Below are 336 nucleotides of genomic sequence, written 5' to 3' on the forward strand. Positions count from 1 at the left end.
GTATTTATGATGTTCGCTTGGTATGGACATTTAAAATTTACGAATAAGCCATTATATATAGTCATATTCTTTAGTTGGTTGATTGCATTTGTAGAATACTGTTTTGCGGTACCTGCAAATCGCTTAGGACACCAATATTACAGCGCCGCTGAATTGAAGACGATGCAAGAAGTGATTACGTTATGCGTATTCGCTGGGTTTTCTGTGCTTTATCTAGGTGAGAGTTTTACAATAAACCATATCATTGGCTTTATTCTTATTTTTGCAGGCGCATTTTTTATTTTTAAAGGTCCTTTTTAGTGAACAGCATCTTCTACTTTATAGAAAGTAGAAGAT

Annotated in this window: 1 protein-coding gene; it reads left to right on the forward strand. The window is 34.2% G+C overall.

The features are described from left to right. Positions 1–300 (forward strand): DMT family protein (locus ACNQ0T_RS23430; protein WP_417930406.1); only part of this gene is annotated, 300 nt, incomplete at its 5' end. Positions 301–336: the final 36 nt, after the last annotated feature.

It is taken from the genome of Enterobacter cloacae complex sp.6700776 (assembly GCF_048284255.1).
Lineage (GTDB): Bacteria > Pseudomonadota > Gammaproteobacteria > Enterobacterales > Enterobacteriaceae > Enterobacter > Enterobacter intestinihominis.